Raw genomic sequence first — 18,861 nt, 5'->3', positions numbered from 1 at the left:
CTCCTACTTGACATCACAAAATTCTAATTCTAATTTTTCTGGTTTCTTAAGATTTTTGTTATTATCTATATACAACTCTTTTAGATTTTCTAACTCTTCTATTGATTTTGGTAAAGTTTCAAGCTCATTATCTTCCACATCCAGCTCATGAAGAGTATTGATATTTCCTATATTTTCAGGAAGAATTTTTAATTTATTTGAACTAACACTTAAACTCATAAGATTTTGTAAATTACAAATTTCATTAGGAATTGATGTTAAAAGATTATTATCAAGTCTAAGAATTTTCAAATCTTCTAATTTACTAATATCAAAATCTAAACTTTCTAAATTATTATCACTTAAATCAAGTTTCAAAAGCATATCATGACTCTCTAAAGATGGCAATTCTTTTATAGTGTTCCCTTCTAAAAGTAAAGTTTCTAACTCTTTAATTTTTGATAAAGAAGATGGTAAATAATTAAGATGATTAAAAGATAAATCTAAATAATAAAGTTGTTTCATCAATTCAAAGATATCAACAGGCAACTCTTCTAATTCATTTGTTTCTAAAGATAAATATAAAAGCTTTGATAAGTTTTTAAACTCTGAATCTAATCTTTCAATTCTGTTTGAAGCAAGAGTCAATCTTGTGAGTGAATCTAGTTTATAAAATCCTTTTGGTAAAACTTTTATTCTGTTTACATTTAGATTTAAAATCATTAGATTTTCTAAATCACCTATAGTTTCAGGAAGTTCTTCAATCAAATTATTTTCACATTGTAAATTTCTAAGTTTTTTTAACTCTCCAATTGCTTTTGGAAGTTTTCTGATTCTATTATTTGATAGTTTTAAAACATTAAGATTTTTTAAAACGCCTATAGATTCAGGTAAATCTTTAAGATTTCTTTTTGATAAATCAAGATGTGTTAAAAACTCCAAATCATCACTATGCGTTGACATTATTGGAGTTAAATCATTTGCTCTAATCCATTTAACGAAGTTTTCAATATCACTTCCCATAGCTTAATCCTTTAACCTATCATTTTTTGCATCAATTAAAAAAGCTATCTCTTCATAGTCGATTTCACCAAATTCAACCATATTAAACAATGCCATTAAAGGTCTTCTACAACAGGTTTGATTACAACCTGTTACGAGTTTTTTTGCTTTTTTATATGGCAAATCAGTATGTTTGAAGATTTCTATAGCTTGGGCAACAGTTTTTTCACCGCACTCACAAATGACTTTATCTTCTAATTTTTCCATGGTATACTACTTATTTTAAATATGGATGTAGTTCTTGAAAATCAAGGACCTCTTTCATAGCAAGGTTTATCTCTTCACTTAATTTAGGTAAATTTACATAATCTGTCCAGATTCTATCTTCAACTATATCATGTACTTCACCAGCAAGTTCAACCACTTTTCTTTTGTATTTTGCTAACTCTTTCTTTAGTTCTTTTTGCTCTTCGTGAGTTGGTTCCATTTTATCTCCTTATAATCCATATAGGTTTTCAAGTTTTATATCTGGCAATTCAGTCAAATACATAAGTTTAAAATCTCCATCGATTTTAAACTTATAGCTTTGGTAAAGTTCAATAATCTCTTTTTCATTTGACGGTGCATATGCATAAATCTTTTTTAATCCTCTATAATATAAAACTCCTCGAAGAAGTTTTTCTGCATCAATAAAAGCTTCACTATCCATAAGCCATGGAGAGATCTTGATAAATCTTTTATTTACAACATAAGAGTGTAAAAATCCATGCATTGTAGAAAGTTTTAAAGAATTTGAGAAAACACAATCTTTTTTTATGTAATCTTCTCTATTTTGATGAAAAACTTTTTTATCAATTCTTTTTGAAACTTCGTCATAAAACTCACCACTTACTTGTTTTGCAGTTGAATTTGAAAAATTAAAAGCAACTGCCTCACCAGAATGAGTCATTCTTGAGAAATTACAAAACTCTTTAAAACCTAATTCAATTAATTTTATACATTTTTTATTTTCAACTAAGAGAACAACATTTTCATTTGGTATATTTTTTAATAAAAGTGAAATCAATCTAGTAAATACATCTTCATATTTTTCTAGAACTTCAAATACATTTACATAAACATACTTTTCAAAAACATAAGCACTTAATATCCCAACAATTTCTGCTTTTTCATAAGCAGCAAAGCAGTATTCAGGAAAAACTGTATATGTTTGTTTTAACAACGATATGTCTAAAAGAGGATTTTGAGTAAATAACTCTTCTAAATTCTCTTCAAAATCACTTTTCAAATATCCAATGAACATAGGTATAACTCTTTTAATTCTTTTGTACTTAATACTTTTTTTCTATTAGTTACAATTTCTCGAACTTTTGGAAGTATTTTTTGTACGATTTCCATATTAGGCTCAATACCTAATGATTGTAGATGATAAACCAAAGTAGAACTTCCTGAGTGTTTTCCTATAGGAAACTCTCTTTTTAATCCAACTTCGTCTGGATTAAAAGGTTCATATGCAGCTTTTGATTTCATCATACCATTTACATGAATTCCAGATTCATGACAGAATATATTTTTTCCGATAATGGGTAAATTAGCATCAACTCTTCTATTTGATGCGCTACTTACTGTTTTTATCAAAGATTTTAGAGCGTTTGAATTAATCTCTTTTTTCACTTCAAGTAATCGAACAAGTGACATTAAAACTTGTTCAAATGACGCATTACCAGCTCTTTCGCCTATGCCAATAACAGTGGTGTTCGCGCTGATAGCTCCTGCTTCATAACCAGCTATGGCATTTGCAGTCCCCATCCCAAAGTCATTATGTGTATGCATTTCGATGTCTAATAAATTAGCAGAACTTAAATTTTTTATGTTTTCGTATGTCGTGTTTGGTGTTAAAATACCAACAGTATCACAATATCTAAATCGATTTGCCCCTAGCTCTTTTCCTAAAGTCATAATCTCTTTTAGGAAATCTAGATTTGCTCTACTTGAATCTTCTCCACCAATACAAACAAATAGATTCTCTTTTTTAGCTTGTACAACTACTTTTTCAAGTTGTTTTAACAACCTGTTTTTATCGCCATTAAATTTCACGTCAATTAATATATCTGATACAGGGATTGATAAATCCACAGCTTTAAGTCCACACTTCAATGATTCATCCAAATCGCTCAATGTAGCTCTATTCCAGCTCATTATTTGAATAGGTAAATTAAGTGCCAGAATCTCTTTTAAATCATCTTGTTCTTTTTTACCCATAGCAGGAATCCCAACTTCTAGTTCATCAGCTCCAGCTTCATAAAGAAGTTGTGCTATTTGTAACTTTTCTTTTGTGTTAAATGCTACGTATGGCGTTTGTTCACCATCTCTTAAAGTTGTATCATTAATTATTGACATATACTAACCTTTAATTTCGATATTAATTTATTTGCAAATAGTGTTCCGAAGTGAGAATTATTGGAAAAGATTTGTTAAAGTAGATATAAAAGTATTGATTGATATTGAGATATTGACTAAAGTATATTAAATATACATTCCCAAACTAGATTATGAATGAAAAACGAAGAATAAAGAAATAAAAAAGATTATTGACTAGTTTTCTACTGATTAAGATTATTTATTATCATCGATAAGTTTATTCCAATTAACATATTGTCCTATGCTTTTAAAGCTTACAATATCAATATATTTTTTTTCTAATTCTTTTTCACATCTTTCTAGATATTGTAAGATTGAATTATAAATTTCATCATTTGTTTGATTCATAATATTAATCTCTGATACTAATTTATGTGTTATATAAATAAATGACTTCTTTCTAGTTTTTACAATTCTTTTTGATTTATGTTGAAAATATTCACCTCTAATTTGAGTACCTAAAATATAAAGTCTTATATATCCAATAATTTCATTATATCTCCACATATCACGAAATATTGATGATTCTTCATAAAATTTTTCATATGAAACTAATGGATTCCGCTTAGTACCATCAATTCTTGTATAAATGTATTCATAAAGTTTTTTAGAGTGATTTTTTTCTTCTAAATAATATTCTTGCTCAGATAATCTATACACTAGCACATCAAAAAAGTATTTTATGATTTATTCTTCAACTAAAAATATTCTATCTGCCCAATAGTTTGGTTTTCTACTGTTATGCATAACTACAATTATAAATATTTCTTCATTTGCTTCTTTGTATATTATGGAAAAAGGGAATTTATTTAGGATATATCTTTTAAAATCATATTGATAATTAGCCCACGCATTTGGAAAGTTTTGAATAGCTTCAAAACCATTTTCTAGCTCATATAAAAACTCTTTTCCTAATCCCTCAAGTTGCTTTTCATACCAATTATATGAGCCTTTAATATCTATTGCTATTTCAGGGTGAAAAGATAAGGGTTTCATTTTAAGATAAAACTTGTTGTTTTATTTGATTCCAATTTAGAGTTTGAACTTTTTTTGATTCTATTTCTTCAAATCTATTTTTAGCTATATCTGCCCAAAATTTATCAGAATCATTATCATGATTTTCATCCATAGATGCAATAAGAATTTTCATTAAATCGTTTTTTTCATTTAAAGACAATATTTGTATATCTTGTAAAACTCTATTCATGATTTTAGTCATTTTCAAATCCTTATAAAAAGTTAACTGATTCTAACATTTTGGAGCAAAATTTGCTATAAAGAGTTAAAAATTATTTTAAAATTTCTAACTCTTCTGATTTAATAAGGTCAAAATCTTTTGATTGTAATTCGTCGTAAGAAAATATAAAACAGCAAGGTTTTGTTGTGATTTCTTTTTCAATTGTTAAGAATTTGTCATAATCATTTAAAACAACAACTTTTTGTGCACGAAGTTGTTTTAGAGGAAAACCAATAAATCCATGAGAGGTAGTTATTGTGATTAATTCCATTAATTCATTATTTATAGAAACTGGACCATTTCCTTTTAAAAGTATGACTGTAGGTTTGTTCTTCATTGACATAAAAAGTTAGGTTTTACCCTAACTCTTTTTCAGATTTTGCAGTATCTGAATAAAAATATTTTTGAACTGCTGCAAATACTGATTTTTCAATTGGTTGAAGTGCATAAGAATCATCACAAATCAAGTTAATTGATTTTAATTCATCCATTGGACAACCACCAATTTTTTCTGTTAATAAAATATCAACATCTTTTAGTGTATTTTTAATCTCTTCAATTGGATAAGAACCATCACAATCTTCAGGTCCTTTACAATATGGATTTTCAACTTTTCTGTGCATTACAAATTTGATAGCTTTGTCTCCAGCTTCATAGATTAGGAACTCTTTAGCATTACCAAAGTGTAAGTTGATAGTTCCCTCACCAGCAGTTGTAACAGCTACAAGTTTAGTCTCACCTGTTGAACTTAATTGCTCTTTGCTAGCTTGTGCAATTTTGATTTTTTCATTTGCAATTTCTAGTGCAGCTCTCCAGTTTTCTATAACTTGATGTTTTGCAGCTCGTGCATTGATATCATATTTTTTAGTTAATTCTTCCCAATCCATTTTTACAAATGAATCTTTAGTGAACTCTTCACCTCTATCTTCACCAATTAGACCAACAGCATCAGCTCTACATTGTCTACAGTGTGACATTAATTTCATATCCATTCCACAAGCTTCTTGAGCAGCCATAACTTCTTGGTCAGTTGCACTTGCTTGCCCATTTAGTCCATAATATGTACCAAATTCAGGTTTTGATAATAAAGGCATGATATTATGTAAGAATACACCTAATTCTTTTAATTTTTTAGCAACATTTGGTAATTCTTGGTCATTAACACCTGGAATTAAAACAGAGTTAGCTTTTACTAAAATTCCTCTTTCAGTTAACATCTTGATTCCCTCAAGTTGTCTTTGTAAAAGGATTTTTGCTGCTTCTTTTCCAAATACTTTTTTGTGATTCCATAAAATCCATGGATAAATTTTTGAACCAACTTCACCAGTTTCATCAACAGAATTGATAGTAACCGTTACGTGGTCAACATTATATTTTTGGATTTGATCAATATAATCTGGTAACATAAGTCCATTTGTTGATAAACACATTTTTAAATCTGGTGCTTTTTCATATAGCATTTTAAATGTTTTAAAAGTTTTTTCAGGATTTGCTAATGCATCACCAGGTCCTGCAATTCCTACAACAGAAAGTTGTTGAATTTCACCACCAACATATAAAATCTTCTTAACTGCTTCTTCTGGTGATAATTTACTACTAGTAACACCTGGTCTACTCTCATTTGAACAATCATATTTTCTATTACAGTAGTTACATTGAATATTACAAGCAGGTGCAACGGCAACATGAATCCTTGCATAGTGTTGGTGAGCACCTTCACTATAACATGGATGATTATTAATTTTTGCCATTATATCTTCTTGGATTGATTCTTGAGAACTACTTGAAGTACACGAACAACTCATAGATAACTCCTTATTTGATTTATCAACACAATGCATTTAATGTTCCATACAAAAAATAGGAATAAAAAATGCATATAAAATCCATATCAAATAAGGAAGATATTATGAGAGTTCAAGAAGAGATAAAAAAAGAGTTATTAAAAGAGATATATGGAAATATAGATAATATTTATGACTTTATAGAAGCAAGATACAAATTAGATAAACCTTGTAATGATGCAGTAATAAAAAAATTAAATGAGTTAAAAGATATAATTTACAAAGTTTCTAATTTAAGTGACTTATCATGATGAGAGAATAAAATAAAAACCAAAAAATATTAAAATAGCTCCTATAACTTTATTTATAATATTTGAATATTTATCAAAAAGTTCAATACTCTTTTTTCTAGTAAGAAAAAGAGCAATTAAAGAATACCAAACAAAATTTGCTATAACACAAAAAAGACCAAATAAAAGTTGAACATACATAGGTGTTGATTCATTTACAATGATTGAAAATATAGATAAAAAAAACATTGTTGCTTTGGGATTAAAAACATTACAAAAAAATCCTAACATAAAAGCTTTTTTGATAGTCATCTTTTTTTGATTATCTTTTTCAATTTTTATGTGAGAAGATTTAAAACTTTTATATCCTATGTATATTAAATAAGTAGCTCCAATGTATCTTATAATATCTAAGAACATTGGAAAAACTTTTATTATAAAAGAAAAACCTAAAATCGTATAAGCTAAGTGGAAAACTATTCCTATACTTATACCAAAACTACTTATAATTGCATATTTTCTTTCATGATTTATACTTTGTTTTAAAGTAACCATAAAATCAGGTCCTGGACTCATAAGAGCCAAAAAAATTGCACTAGCTAAAAATACAAATTCGTTTAAATACTGTTCCAATAAAATTCCTAAATTTTTTCCGTTTCAAATTTTTTGGCAATAAAAAGTAATAATACTCCTCCAAAAACTATAAAAGCAGTTAGATATAAAGCATAATCATAATTACCAAATTTTTCAATCAAATATACACTATAAAGTGGAGCAATAACTTGTCCAATTCCATAAGAAGTAGTTAAAGCTCCCATTAAAACAACTGGATTATGTTTTGCAAGTTGCCCACCAAGATTCATAAAAAGGGCAACTAAACCAATAAAAGTTCCACCATAAAAAATACCACTTAAAAGATTCAAATAGATATTATTTGTAAATGTTGGTATTAAGATACCTACCATTTGAATCAATAAAGCAATAATAATTATATTTATACTTCCATATTTGTGAGCTAATCTCATCCAAATAATACAAGAAGGAATTCCAGCAAGTCCTACTAAAGTCCAAGTTAAATTTCCATAACCTGCAAGTCCTGGAAGATTATTTATAATATCAGGCAAAAATGTTCCTTGAACAACAAAACCAACACCTTCTGTAAAGTATGCCATAATCAATAAAATAACAAATATTGTAAATATTGAGATATCAAATTTGTGTTTTACCACATTTTGTTTTACTTCTTTATCAAATGATAAGATATAAATCGAATAAATTGATAAAATTGCTCCAAAAATAGCCAAAATCTTCCAAGATTCTTGCCAAGTTCCACCACTACTTAAAATATATCTATTTATTAAATCTGTAGTTAAAATAGAAAATCCAATACCACTAAAGTGTATCCCCATCGCTTTAGTTTTACTCTCTATTTTCAATTTTGTCATAACAATAGCAGAACCAACTACCAAAGCCATGGCACCTGCAAATCCAGCTATTATTCTTGCAATTATCCAATATGTTTCATTTGTACTAAATCCTAAAACAAAAGTTGTAAGTATTGCTAAAACTAACCCAATTCTAAACAATACTACTTTTTGATTTATATCTTTTATAAATACAGATAAAATTGAACCTGTTAAATACCCTGCAAAATTTAGTGAAGCTAAAATTCCTGCAAAAGTAATATCTAAATAATCCTGCAACATTGAAGGTATTAAAGAAGTAAAGGCAAATCTTGCAACTCCAATACCAACAATAATTGCAAATATACCAGCGATTAAGATGGATAAATTATCATCTTTATTTAAAAGTCTATTCATGTTTAAAGCCTTCGTCTGTTAAGTTACGGTATCATATCACTAAAGGTTATCTAGTGTCAAATAATCAATAATGATAGGTGATATAAGGGAAAATGATATGGATATGAATTTATTAAAAGTTTTTGTTAGTGTTGCAAATAAAAAAAGTATTTCTCTTGCTTCAAATGAACTAAAATGTGCCCAATCAAACGTAACTTCAAGAATAAAACAACTTGAAAAGATTTTAGGACTTGAACTATTTTATAGAGTTCCAAAAGGTGTGATTTTAACACCTTCAGGTGAAAAATTTTATCCACAAGCTTTAGAAATAATAAGTAAGATGGAAAATGCAATATCAAGTTTAAATCAAGATGAACAAATGAGTCATTTAAAAGTTGGCTCAACTGAGTGTAATGCTGTTGTTAGAATCTCTCCTTTTTTAATACAACTTCACAAAGATTTTCCAAAAATGCAACTAGAACTTTTTACGGGAACAACTAAAGATATTATGCAATTGATATTAGATTATAAAATTGATATTGCTTTTATTAGTGGTGAACCTAAAAATGATTCTCTAATGATTTTAAAAAAATATGAAGAAGAGATAGCCATTTTAGAACCACAAGAAAACAACACTCCAAATGTAACTCTAACTTTCAAAGAGGGTTGTGTTTATGATGAATTTTTAAGAGATTATTATAAACAAAAAGATATTTTTGTAGAAAAATCTCTATGCTTTGGAAGTTTAGAAACTATTCTTTCTTGTATAAAAGTGGGAATGGGAAAAAGTTTACTTCCTACAAGTATTGTAAAAAAAATGGGTTATGATAAAGATATTAAAATCACTGTTTTACCAAAAAAAGAGGCAAATATCCCAACTTGTTTAGTTTGTAGAAAAGATTATATTCCCAAAATTAGTGAATATTTAAAAGATATGGAGTTGTAAAATTAATAAGCGATGAGTATCGTTTTAGTTAAACCCCTGTAAAGTTTTATACTCATCGGTAATTAATTTTTTAATTCATATCTATTTCAATCATTTTGCCATTTACAATTTGAGCAAACTCCTTTCCAAAATTAAAACAATTTTCTAATTCTTCATCATTAGGAATAAGTCTTATTTTCATTGGCTCTATTGGAGGAACTCTAAAATGAAGTGATTTCATTCTATCTAAAATCATATTTACAGCTTCACCACTCCAACCATAACTTCCAAAAGCCTGTCCTGTTTTTCCTCTTTTTTCTAAATACATCATACAAGATAATAAATCCCAAACAGGTTTTGGAGCATCAGCGTTTATTGTTGGTGTTCCAATAAGTATTCCATCACTCTCTTCAAGAATATTTATCATATTTTGCTCTTCTATTGAAGCTAAATCATATAAACTAGCCCTTATAGTTTTTATACTTTCTGCCCCATCAAAGATAGCTTCTGCCATATCCCTTGTATTTTTATAACTTGTTAAATAAAATATAGAGATTATTTTATTTGAAGAACTAATATTTTCAGGTCTATCTAAACTCCATTTTCTATAAAGTTCAATATATTTATATGGTTTTTCTCTAATTATTGGTCCATGTAAAGTTGCAATAATATTAATCTCCAGTTTATCATATAACTTTAGAGCATTCAAAACATATGTTTTAAAAGGTCTCATAATATGGTCATAATAATATTTGAAAGCATAAGAAAAATCTCCAACTAAATCATCAAATAATCTATTATCATAAAAATGGCTACCAAAAACATCTCCACTAAAAAGAAGAGAGTCTTCAACAACATAAGAACTCATTGTTTCTGGCCAATGTAAATATGGAGTAGTTAAAAACTTAATTGTTTTTTCTCCTAATTTCAACTCTTTATTTGTCCAAACGGTTTCAAAATCAATATTTTCATTATTTGTTATTGCTTTTAACATAGGAGTTGCTTGAGGAGAAATCAAAACTTTTGCTTGAGGAGCTCTTTTTATAAGTTCTGGAATTGCACCTGCATGGTCAGGTTCTAAGTGGTGACATAAAACATACTTAATTTCATCATAAGAACAAAGTTGTTCTATTTTTGAAAAAAACTCTTGTTGAAACTCTAGTTTTACAGTATCAACTATTATTACACCTTCAGAAGTTTTTATCAAATAAGCATTATATGAAGAACCATTTGCAGTTTTCATAATAATATCAAATGTTCTAATATCAGGATCAAAAGCACCTATAAAATAAATATTTTCAACTATTTGTATTGGTTTTTTATGATTCATTTTGTAATAACCTTCTCATCCAAAGAGGAGGATTTTTTTGCATTTTTATAAATTGCTCCAAAATATCAATAATTTTTTCATTTTCTCTACTTGATTGCATTGGAAAAATTTTACATGATTTAACCATCATTGAAGCCTTTGGTCCAATTTGCTGTACATATAAAATATCACTATCTTCAAGACACTCTATTTTATATGAAAGTTTTTCTATTTCATCATCAATTTCAAGTGAAGAATCAACTGATTTTAAAAAAGTATAATCTTCACCAATTATTTCATAAATAAAAAACTCTTTACACCAACCAAAATGTTGATTAACATGAATATTGTCTTGTGAAGCAAACGCAATTTTCATAATATAAAAATCCTAACCCTTTTATCTATTATTTGTTCAATAGTATTTTTAATCATCTCATATGTTCCAGTTGAAGCTATTGAACAGCCAACACAAGCCCCTTGATATGCAAGTCTTAACTCAATTTCTGGTTCATTTTTATAATCAATTAAAACTATATCTCCACCATCTTTTTTCAATATTGGTCTTATATATCTTTCAAGAGCATCATTTACTGTAATTAGTTGTGTTTCTAAATCTTGTGCTCTAAAGAATTGGTTTAATTCATTTATATCAGTTATATTTTTGTCTGAACCTGTTAGTTGAACTTTTGCCATAACATGCCCATTTAATGCAGCTTTTATCATACAGTCAAAACCTTCTTTTAATCGCTCAAGGTTTTGTCTATCTTTTAATAAAATTAAAGCTAATCTAAACGCTGCTTGAATGTGATTTTTCCTAACAGCTTTTCTAAAATATTCTATTGCTTTTTCAATATCTTCTTCAACACCAATTTTTGTTTGATACATCAAAGCTAAATTGAAATTTGCTGAATCATTATCATAAATACTTGCTTTTTCAAACCACTCTTTTGCCTTTGAGAAATCTTTTTCTACACCTTCACCTTTTAGGTACATTAAACCTAAATTTGCCATTGCTTGATCATTTTTATGATTAACCTCTTGGCTCCAAATTTCAAAAGCCTTTTTAAAATCTTGATTCTTATATGCTTCTAATGCTGTTCTATGTTCCATAAATCTCATTCCTTCATTTGGATTTGGTATCTCTTTGTTTAATTCCAATTGTTTTTTTATATATTCTTTTAGATAGGATTTTGCAAGTTCTACTGCTTCTTCATAATCTTCACTTGCAGCTTTTATATCAAAATCTAAATATTGAACTAAATAAGCATCACCTATCTCATTTTCACCAAAATAACTTTCAAAGGGATACTCTAAATTAAGATAATATTCCAAATCCTTTTTCATAAATTATTCCTATTTTGCTGAACTACAAGCACAACTACCACTTGGCATTCCTGAATCCAAAAGAGTAGAACAATTTGATTTTGTTACAAGTTTACATTTGTCAGATAATATCTGTCTGTAAATTTCATCTATACTTAGATAGTTTTTTACGCAACTATAAACTTTCAATTTCTTTTCTTGAAAAAAGTTGAAAATTCCTTCTCCCATATGATAAAAAATTGTACTGTCAATATTTTGTTTTGAAAGAAACTTAGCTGTTTCTAATCCATCTCCACAAGCTTGATTTTTAACTACTTTAAAATGTCCTGTTTCTTCATTTAAAAAAGCAAAATAAGCTGAATTTCCAAACAATTCGGATATTGTTGTTGAATCTTTTTTGTCTAATGGTATAGCAATCATTGTAAGACTCCTTTTGTTTAACAAAAAGAGTAATGCAAATACTATTCCTTAATAATGAAAGAGTGATTTTTTATTTTAAATAATACAATTTATGTCAGGTCTTTCTTTATAACCCCATTCACACATTGCATCTAAAATAGGAATAAGAGATTTTCCTCTTTGTGTTAAACTATATTCAACTTTTGGTGGAATCATTGGATACTCTTTTCTTGTGATTAATTTATCCGCTTCTAACTCTTTTAATTGTGAACTGAGCATTTTATAAGTAATTGCACCTATTTTTCTTTGTAGTTCATTGTATCTTATAACTTCATACTCTGATAATAAGTATAAAATTATCATTTTCCATTTCCCAGAAATTAGGGATAAAGTATAACCAAATGGTGTTTGCGTGATATGATTTTCTTCATTTTTTTTCATTGACACTTTCCTAATTGATAGTATATTACATAAAAGTACATACTTACATTTTATTTTATATTTATATATAATCCAATTAAATTTATAAAAAAGGCTTTAATTATGAAAAAAATATTAGTAAATTTAGTTCACCCAAATATTGAAAATTCAATTGTAAATAAAAAACTTACAAATGCAATTAGTAACTTAGAAAATGTAACTATAAACAATTTATATACAAACTATCCAGACTTTAAAATAGATATAAAAAAAGAGCAAGAGTTATTGTTAAAACATGATGTAATAATTTTTCAATTTCCAATGTATTGGTTTAGTTCACCTTCACTTTTAAAAGAGTGGTTTGATCTTGTACTTGAATATGATTTTGCTTATGGTGCTAATTATAAATTAGAAAATAAACCTTTTGCTGTTGTTGTTAGTTGTGGCGGAGATGAAAAAGCGTTTAGTGAAACTGGAAAAGATAAGAAAAGTGTTGAAGAGTTTCTTTTTCCGTTTTTAGGTACGTCAAACTACATAAAAATGGATTACAAAAAACCTTTTATTATTTATGGAACAGAATATAAACTACCAGAAGAAATATTAAATAAATACACAGAAGATTATATAAAATATATAAATCAACTATCTAAATAATTCTTTTAATTCTAAACGTCTAAACAGACATTTAGAACTTATCTCTTATGGGAATAGAATTTGCATAAATCATAAAAAAATCCAAAACAAAAGAGGACGTTATGGTAAATAAAAAATTAATCAAAGAATTATTAAGCGAAAGTGCATGTTCTCATAATAAAACAAAAAAATCATCATGTGATAAACCAAAACCAGGAGCAACAAGTGGAGGTTGTGCATTTGAGGGAGCTCAAATCGCACTTTTTCCTTTTGCTGATGTTGTTCATTTAGTTCACTCTCCTGCAACTTGTATTGGGGCTTCTTGGGAGACAAGACAAACTTTAACTTCTCATCATGGTGAGAATAACACAGTAACAGGATTTACAACAGATGTTAATACAAATGATGTAATCTTTGGTGGTGATAAAAAACTTGAAGAAGCCATAGATTATATTGTTGAACATAAAAATCCAAAAGGTATTTTCGTATATGAAACTTGTGTAACTGCAATGATTGGTGATGATATGGATAATACATGTGATAGAATGGAAAAAAAACATGGTATTCCTGTAGTTGTTATTCACTCTCCAGGTTTTGTTGGTGGTAAAAATTTAGGCTCACGTCTAGGTGGTGAATCTGTTTTACATCAATTAATTGGAACACGAGAACCAGAAGAGATTCATCCTTTTGGAATTAATCTGATTGGAGAATATAATGTAACTGGTGATATGTGGCAGTATACACCACTACTTGAAAAAATTGGAATAAAAGTTGTTTCAACACTTGCAGGAGATGGAAGAATTGAAAATATTCAAATGGCTCACACTGCAAAATTAAATGTAATTGTTTGTGCAAAATCACTTATAAGTCTAACAAGAAAAATGCAAGAAAAATATGAAATTCCATATATCTCTATCTCATTTTATGGAAAACGTGATACTTCAAATGCAATTAGAAGTATAGTTAATGCTTTTGGAGATGAAGAGTTATCAAAAAGAGCTGAAGCTGTTATTGCTGAAGAAGAAGCAAAACTTGAAGTTGCACTTATTCCATATAGAAAAGTTTTAGAGGGCAAAAAAGCAATTTTAAATACAGGTGGAAATAAAACTTGGTCAATTGCTTCTGCACTTCAAGATATAGGTATTGATGTTGTTGCTACAAGTGTTAAAAAAGCTACATTAGAAGATAGAGAAATCTGCGCTCAATATGTAAAAATTTTGATGGAAGACCCAAGTGAACAATCAAAACTTATTGATGAACATAATATTGATATTTTACTTGCAGGTGGAAGAAGTTTATATACAGCAATTAAGAAAAAAGTAGCTTTTGTGGATGTAAACCAAGAGAAAAAAGTAAGTTATGGAGCTTATGCTGGACTTATAAATCTTGCTATTGATGTATCTAATGCAGTTAATAACAAAGTATTTAAAATAGTTGGTAACCCTGAACCTTGGGGAGAAAATCACTAATTGTGTAAAAATTATGTTAAAATTACAAATAAATAATATATCAAAATATATTAGTAATTTGTTTATAATTTATACATTTTTCTTGATTATTTGATAATTAAGTTGAGTTAGAATTACCCTTTTAAAGGGGTAATTAATGAGTGAATATAAATTTGTTTATGGTAATAAAACTTATCATTTCAAAGATTTAAAAGATTTGATGGCAAAAGCAACGCCAAAAAGATCTGGAGATATATTAGCTGAAGTTGCAGCTAATAATGAAGAAGAACGTGTAATTGCACAAATGAGACTTTCAGAAGTTCCATTAAAAGAGTTTTTAAACACTGCATTAATTCCCTATGAACAAGATGAAATCACTAGACTTATTATTGATGAACATGATAAAAAGGCATTTGAACCAATTTCAAATTTAAGTGTTGGTGAGTTTAGAAACTGGCTACTTTCAGATAATACAACAACAAAAACTTTACAAGCTGTAAAAGATGGTTTAACACCTGAAATGGTTGCAGCTGTTAGTAAAATCATGAGAAATCAAGATTTAATAATGGTTGCTAAAAAATGTGAAGTTATAACAAAATTTAGAAACACTATTGGTCTGAAAGGACATTTATCAACAAGACTTCAACCAAATCACCCAACTGATGATGTTATGGGAATAGCTGCAAGTACACTTGATGGATTATTATATGGAAATGGTGATGCTGTTATTGGAATAAATCCAGCAACTGATAATGTTAATCAAGCTACAAAACTTTTAAAACTACTTGATGAAGTAATTTCAAAATATCAAATCCCAACACAATCTTGTATCTTAACACACGTTACAAATACAATCGAATGCATTGAAAAAGGAGCACCTGTTGATTTAGTTTTCCAATCTATTGGAGGGACACAAGAGACTAATTCAAGTTTTGGATTTAATCTAGCAACACTAAAAGAGGCTCAGGAAGCTGCACTTAGTCTAAATAGAGGAACAGTTGGAAACAACGTTATGTATTTTGAAACTGGACAAGGAAGTTCTCTTTCAGCAAATGCGAACTTTGGAGTCGACCAACAAACATGTGAAGTAAGAGCTTATGCAGTTGCAAGAAAATTCTCTCCACTTTTAGTAAATACAGTTGTTGGCTTTATTGGACCTGAATATTTATATGATGGAAAAGAGATAAGTAGAGCAGGGCTTGAAGACCACTTTTGTGGAAAACTTTTAGGTGTGCCAATGGGTTGTGATATTTGTTATACAAATCATGCAGAAGCTGACCAAAATGATATGGATAATTTATTAACTCTTTTAGGAGTTGCTGGAATTAATTTTATTATGGGAATTCCTGGAAGTGACGATATTATGCTTAACTATCAAACTACATCTTTTCATGATGCACTATATGCTAGACGAGTATTAAATCTTGACCCAGCTCCTGAATTTAAAGCATGGCTTGAAAAAATGGAAATTTTTAAAAGTATGGATGGCTACCTTTTAAACAATAATATTCCTCCTCTTTTTGCAAACTCTTTATCTAAAGTTATAGGAAATTAATATGAATGAATTAGTGATTAAAAATCCTTGGGAAGCTTTAAAAGAATATACTGATGCAAGAATAGGACTTGGAAGAACTGGGGTTAGTTTACCAACTGAAAAGTTATTGGATTTCCAATTGGCTCATGCAAAAGCAAGAGATGCTGTTCATTTACCACTTGATATAGAAAAACTTGAAGATGACTTTTCAAATATGCCACTGGAACTCGAACTACTTGGAAGTAACAATGCAAAAGGTTTATTAAGTGAAGGAGTAACTCCAATATTACTTCATTCTCAAGCAACAAATAGACATATTTATCTTCAAAGACCTGATTTAGGAAGAAGATTAAATAAAGAATCAAAACATAAACTACAAAATCTTCAAAAAGAAGAATCCTATGATTTAGCAATTGTTGTAGTAGATGGACTTTCATCACTTGCAATAAAAGAAAATGCAACAAACTTTATTCACAAACTTTCAAAAGAACTTGTAACTGATGATGAAGAGTGGTTACTTGCACCTTTTACAATAGTTGAGCAAGGAAGAGTTGCGATTGGTGATGAAATTGGTGAACTTTTAAATACAAAAGCTGTTTTAGTTTTAATAGGTGAAAGACCTGGGCTAAGCTCACCTGATAGTTTAGGTTTATATCTAACTTATTCACCAAAAGTTGGGCTAAATGATTCAAATAGAAATTGTATTTCAAATGTTCGTATGGACGGACTAAGTTATGAGGAGGCTACAAAAAAGAGTGTTTATTTATTAAAAGAATCAAGAAAACTACAATTATCAGGTGTAAATATAAAAGATAGAACATCAGATGATGAAATAACAAATGTAATAGAACAAAAAAATTTTTTATTAAATTAATTAAGGAAATAAAATGAAAAATAAAATCGACGAAGAATATCTTGCTAAACGTCAATTGAAAAAAGGAACTGCTGGTTGGATGTTACTTGCAGGACTTGGAATATCTTATGTAATTTCTGGTGATTTTGCTGGATGGAATTTTGGTATAGCTGAAGCTGGATGGGGAGGATTTTTAATCTCAGCCATTCTAATGGCACTTATGTATGTATGTTTGGTATTATCTTTAGCTGAAATGTCAGCGATGATTCCAGCTGCTGGTGGTGGATATAGTTTTGCTAGACAAGTTATGGGTCCAATAGGTGGGTTTTTAACTGGTCTTGCCATACTAATAGAGTATGCTTTAGCACCTGCTGCTATAGTTATATTTATAGGTGCTGCAACTGAGAGTTTATTAGGTGTTAATGGTCCAATTGTTTATGCAATATTTTATATTGTATTTATTGCTATTCACGTTTTAGGTGCTGGTGAAGCATTAAAAACAATGATGGTAATTAGTGCTTTAGCTGTATTTGCCATTATTGCAACTGCAATTGCTTTAATTGGTGATTTTAATACAGCAAATTTATTTAATATTGCACCATCTGCTGATGTTGTAGGTGCAACTGAATTTTTACCATTTGGTTGGCATGGAGTATGGGCTGCGCTTCCTTTTGCTATGTGGTTATTTTTAGCAGTTGAAGGTGTTCCATTAGCAGCTGAAGAAGCAAAAAATCCTGCTAAAGATGTACCAAAAGGTATTATTGGAGCTATGATGTTCCTATTATTTACGGCTGTTTTAGTTTTATTTTTACTTGCAGGAGCAAGTGGCGCTGAAATGATTGGGAAAAGTACAGTTCCATTAGTTGATGCCTTAAATTTTACAGGAAATGAAACTTTAGGAACAATTGTAAATGTTCTTGCATTAGCTGGTCTTGTTGCATCATTCTTCTCAATTATTTATGGTTATAGTAGATTAATCTTTGCTTTATCAAGAGCTGGATATTTACCACAATTCTTATCACTTACAAGTAAAAGAAAAACTCCAACTTGGGCACTTATTGTTCCTGGTGTTTTAGGATTTTTAGCATCTTTAAGTGGAGAGGGTGATTTAATGCTTGGTATGGCAGTTGTTGGGGCAACTATCTCTTATGCTCTTATGGCATTAAGTCATATTTTATTAAGAGTTAAACAACCTGATATGAAAAGACCTTATAAAACTCCTGGAGGAATGGCAACTTCTGGTGTGGCATTAGTTTTATCACTTATTGCTTTAACTGGGGTTTATGCATTTGACCCAAGAGCATTTAACTACACAATTATTTTATATGTAGTTTGTTCATTATATTTCTTCTTATATAGTAAAAATCATCTTGTTGCAAAAACTGCACAAGAAGAGTTTGCTATGATTGAAAAAGCTGAAAAAGAGTTAGAACACGAACTATAAAATTATATTCAAGTACATTTAGTACTTGAATATAAACTACATTTTCTTTATTTATAAAATT

At 28.6% G+C, this 18,861-nt stretch carries 24 protein-coding genes; 7 read left to right on the top strand and 17 right to left on the bottom strand.

Going from position 1 to position 18,861, the window contains the following annotated elements; all coding sequences use genetic code 11:
• Nucleotides 1–3: 3 nt before the first annotated feature.
• The 10 genes from ABLL_RS00370 to nifB all read right to left on the bottom strand — a co-directional run bounded on the left by ABLL_RS00370 (nucleotide 4) and on the right by nifB (nucleotide 6,444).
• Nucleotides 4–1,002 (bottom strand): leucine-rich repeat domain-containing protein, encoded by a 999-nt coding sequence (locus ABLL_RS00370; RefSeq protein ID WP_014472789.1) that lies wholly within the window; start codon nucleotides 1,000–1,002, stop codon nucleotides 4–6.
• 3 nt (nucleotides 1,003–1,005) lie between these two features.
• A complete protein-coding gene (locus ABLL_RS00365; RefSeq protein WP_014472788.1) occupies nucleotides 1,006–1,248 on the bottom strand; it encodes a hypothetical protein in 243 nt (80 codons plus the stop codon).
• 10 nt (nucleotides 1,249–1,258) lie between these two features.
• A complete protein-coding gene (locus ABLL_RS00360) occupies nucleotides 1,259–1,468 on the bottom strand; it encodes a CCE_0567 family metalloprotein (RefSeq protein ID WP_014472787.1) in 210 nt (69 codons plus the stop codon).
• Nucleotides 1,469–1,477: 9 nt separating this feature from the next.
• Complete coding sequence (locus ABLL_RS00355; RefSeq protein ID WP_014472786.1) at nucleotides 1,478–2,284, bottom strand: hypothetical protein; 807 nt, start codon at nucleotides 2,282–2,284, stop codon at nucleotides 1,478–1,480.
• Nucleotides 2,266–3,381, bottom strand: a complete 1,116-nt coding sequence (nifV, locus tag ABLL_RS00350; RefSeq protein WP_014472785.1) for a homocitrate synthase — start codon at nucleotides 3,379–3,381, stop codon at nucleotides 2,266–2,268. Before nifV ends, ABLL_RS00355 begins: the two co-directional genes overlap by 19 nt.
• 216 nt (nucleotides 3,382–3,597) lie before the next feature.
• Entirely contained in the window at nucleotides 3,598–4,062 is a 465-nt protein-coding gene (locus tag ABLL_RS00345) for a hypothetical protein (protein WP_014472784.1), read from the bottom strand.
• Between the two features lie 27 nt (nucleotides 4,063–4,089).
• Nucleotides 4,090–4,398 (bottom strand): hypothetical protein, encoded by a 309-nt coding sequence (locus tag ABLL_RS00340; protein WP_014472783.1) that lies wholly within the window; start codon nucleotides 4,396–4,398, stop codon nucleotides 4,090–4,092.
• A gap of 1 nt (nucleotide 4,399) precedes the next feature.
• Nucleotides 4,400–4,621 carry an addiction module protein gene (locus ABLL_RS00335; protein ID WP_014472782.1) on the bottom strand — a complete coding sequence of 74 codons (222 nt, stop codon included), beginning with the start codon at nucleotides 4,619–4,621 and terminating at the stop codon, nucleotides 4,400–4,402.
• Nucleotides 4,622–4,691: 70 nt separating this feature from the next.
• Nucleotides 4,692–4,982, bottom strand: coding sequence for a hypothetical protein (locus tag ABLL_RS00330; protein WP_014472781.1), 291 nt, complete (start codon nucleotides 4,980–4,982; stop codon nucleotides 4,692–4,694).
• Nucleotides 4,983–4,995: 13 nt separating this feature from the next.
• Nucleotides 4,996–6,444 carry a nitrogenase cofactor biosynthesis protein NifB gene (gene nifB, locus ABLL_RS00325; protein WP_041654602.1) on the bottom strand — a complete coding sequence of 483 codons (1,449 nt, stop codon included), beginning with the start codon at nucleotides 6,442–6,444 and terminating at the stop codon, nucleotides 4,996–4,998.
• Nucleotides 6,445–6,512: 68 nt separating this feature from the next.
• Between nifB and ABLL_RS00320 the strand changes: the two genes are divergently transcribed.
• A complete protein-coding gene (locus ABLL_RS00320; RefSeq protein ID WP_129011439.1) occupies nucleotides 6,513–6,734 on the top strand; it encodes a hypothetical protein in 222 nt (73 codons plus the stop codon).
• Here ABLL_RS00320 and ABLL_RS00315 read toward each other — a convergent pair.
• On the bottom strand, nucleotides 6,729–7,346 hold the full coding sequence (locus ABLL_RS00315) for a LysE family translocator (RefSeq protein ID WP_014472779.1): 618 nt from the start codon (nucleotides 7,344–7,346) through the stop codon (nucleotides 6,729–6,731). The genes ABLL_RS00320 and ABLL_RS00315 overlap by 6 nt on opposite strands.
• Before the next feature lie 8 nt (nucleotides 7,347–7,354).
• Nucleotides 7,355–8,533 (bottom strand): YbfB/YjiJ family MFS transporter, encoded by a 1,179-nt coding sequence (locus ABLL_RS00310; protein ID WP_014472778.1) that lies wholly within the window; start codon nucleotides 8,531–8,533, stop codon nucleotides 7,355–7,357.
• A gap of 97 nt (nucleotides 8,534–8,630) precedes the next feature.
• Between ABLL_RS00310 and ABLL_RS00305 the strand changes: the two genes are divergently transcribed.
• Complete coding sequence (locus ABLL_RS00305) at nucleotides 8,631–9,458, top strand: LysR family transcriptional regulator (RefSeq protein ID WP_014472777.1); 828 nt, start codon at nucleotides 8,631–8,633, stop codon at nucleotides 9,456–9,458.
• 70 nt (nucleotides 9,459–9,528) lie between these two features.
• On the opposite strand, the gene ABLL_RS00300 is transcribed toward ABLL_RS00305, so the two are convergent.
• From ABLL_RS00300 to ABLL_RS00280, 5 genes are all read right to left on the bottom strand, one after another.
• On the bottom strand, nucleotides 9,529–10,767 hold the full coding sequence (locus tag ABLL_RS00300) for an FprA family A-type flavoprotein (RefSeq protein WP_014472776.1): 1,239 nt from the start codon (nucleotides 10,765–10,767) through the stop codon (nucleotides 9,529–9,531).
• On the bottom strand, nucleotides 10,757–11,122 hold the full coding sequence (locus ABLL_RS00295) for a NifB/NifX family molybdenum-iron cluster-binding protein (RefSeq protein ID WP_014472775.1): 366 nt from the start codon (nucleotides 11,120–11,122) through the stop codon (nucleotides 10,757–10,759). The genes ABLL_RS00300 and ABLL_RS00295 overlap by 11 nt, the downstream gene beginning before the upstream one ends.
• Complete coding sequence (locus tag ABLL_RS00290; RefSeq protein ID WP_014472774.1) at nucleotides 11,119–12,090, bottom strand: NifU family protein; 972 nt, start codon at nucleotides 12,088–12,090, stop codon at nucleotides 11,119–11,121. Before ABLL_RS00290 ends, ABLL_RS00295 begins: the two co-directional genes overlap by 4 nt.
• Before the next feature lie 9 nt (nucleotides 12,091–12,099).
• Complete coding sequence (locus tag ABLL_RS00285) at nucleotides 12,100–12,489, bottom strand: NifB/NifX family molybdenum-iron cluster-binding protein (protein WP_014472773.1); 390 nt, start codon at nucleotides 12,487–12,489, stop codon at nucleotides 12,100–12,102.
• Nucleotides 12,490–12,564: 75 nt separating this feature from the next.
• A complete protein-coding gene (locus ABLL_RS00280) occupies nucleotides 12,565–12,909 on the bottom strand; it encodes a helix-turn-helix domain-containing protein (protein ID WP_014472772.1) in 345 nt (114 codons plus the stop codon).
• Between the two features lie 102 nt (nucleotides 12,910–13,011).
• On the opposite strand from ABLL_RS00280, the gene ABLL_RS00275 reads away from it, so the two are divergent.
• The 5 genes from ABLL_RS00275 to eat all read left to right on the top strand — a co-directional run bounded on the left by ABLL_RS00275 (nucleotide 13,012) and on the right by eat (nucleotide 18,800).
• The gene (locus ABLL_RS00275; RefSeq protein ID WP_014472771.1) at nucleotides 13,012–13,542 is read left to right on the top strand and encodes an NAD(P)H-dependent oxidoreductase; all 531 of its coding nucleotides are present in this window, start codon (nucleotides 13,012–13,014) and stop codon (nucleotides 13,540–13,542) included.
• A gap of 101 nt (nucleotides 13,543–13,643) precedes the next feature.
• Complete coding sequence (locus tag ABLL_RS00270; RefSeq protein ID WP_014472770.1) at nucleotides 13,644–14,990, top strand: nitrogenase component 1; 1,347 nt, start codon at nucleotides 13,644–13,646, stop codon at nucleotides 14,988–14,990.
• A 136-nt stretch (nucleotides 14,991–15,126) separates the two neighbouring features.
• On the top strand, nucleotides 15,127–16,524 hold the full coding sequence (locus tag ABLL_RS00265) for an ethanolamine ammonia-lyase subunit EutB (protein ID WP_014472769.1): 1,398 nt from the start codon (nucleotides 15,127–15,129) through the stop codon (nucleotides 16,522–16,524).
• Nucleotide 16,525: 1 nt separating this feature from the next.
• Nucleotides 16,526–17,377 (top strand): ethanolamine ammonia-lyase subunit EutC, encoded by an 852-nt coding sequence (gene eutC / locus ABLL_RS00260; RefSeq protein WP_014472768.1) that lies wholly within the window; start codon nucleotides 16,526–16,528, stop codon nucleotides 17,375–17,377.
• 13 nt (nucleotides 17,378–17,390) lie between these two features.
• On the top strand, nucleotides 17,391–18,800 hold the full coding sequence (gene eat, locus ABLL_RS00255) for an ethanolamine permease (protein WP_014472767.1): 1,410 nt from the start codon (nucleotides 17,391–17,393) through the stop codon (nucleotides 18,798–18,800).
• The last annotated feature ends 61 nt before the right edge of the window (nucleotides 18,801–18,861 follow it).

Source organism: Arcobacter sp. L (assembly GCF_000284235.1).
Lineage (GTDB): Bacteria > Campylobacterota > Campylobacteria > Campylobacterales > Arcobacteraceae > Aliarcobacter > Aliarcobacter defluvii.
Note: the sequence above shows the minus strand (reverse complement) of the source record. Positions and strands in the feature narration are given on the sequence as shown.